The 312-nt window shown below is 33.0% G+C and carries 1 protein-coding gene; it reads left to right on the plus strand.

Going from position 1 to position 312, the window contains the following annotated elements; all coding sequences use genetic code 11:
* A partial coding sequence (locus GUI70_RS25515; RefSeq protein ID WP_161884549.1) for a glycosyltransferase occupies positions 1-312 on the plus strand: 312 nt, incomplete at both ends.

A 312-nucleotide genomic window follows, 5' to 3' on the forward strand; every position in this document is an offset into this window, starting at 1 on the left:
AATATTGGCAAAGTAGTTGGAATGTTGCCTAATAAACAAGATTTACAGATTAATGCCCCGACAAAGCATCAATTTGTTATGATTGCAAGATTTGCTTATCCAAAATTGCCACAAAATCTAATCGCGGCAATAGAGATATTGAAATTACATAACAGTAATCATGCGCATTTTACATTTATAGGCGATGGACCTACATTAAATGATTGTCAGCAACAAGTTGCACAAGCTGGGTTAGAAAATGATGTCACATTTTTGGGCAATGTCATTAATGCGAGTCATTTATTATCACAATACGATACGTTTATTTTAATA

The sequence above is a fragment of the Deinococcus alpinitundrae genome, from assembly GCF_009982895.1.
Lineage (GTDB): Bacteria > Deinococcota > Deinococci > Deinococcales > Deinococcaceae > Deinococcus > Deinococcus alpinitundrae.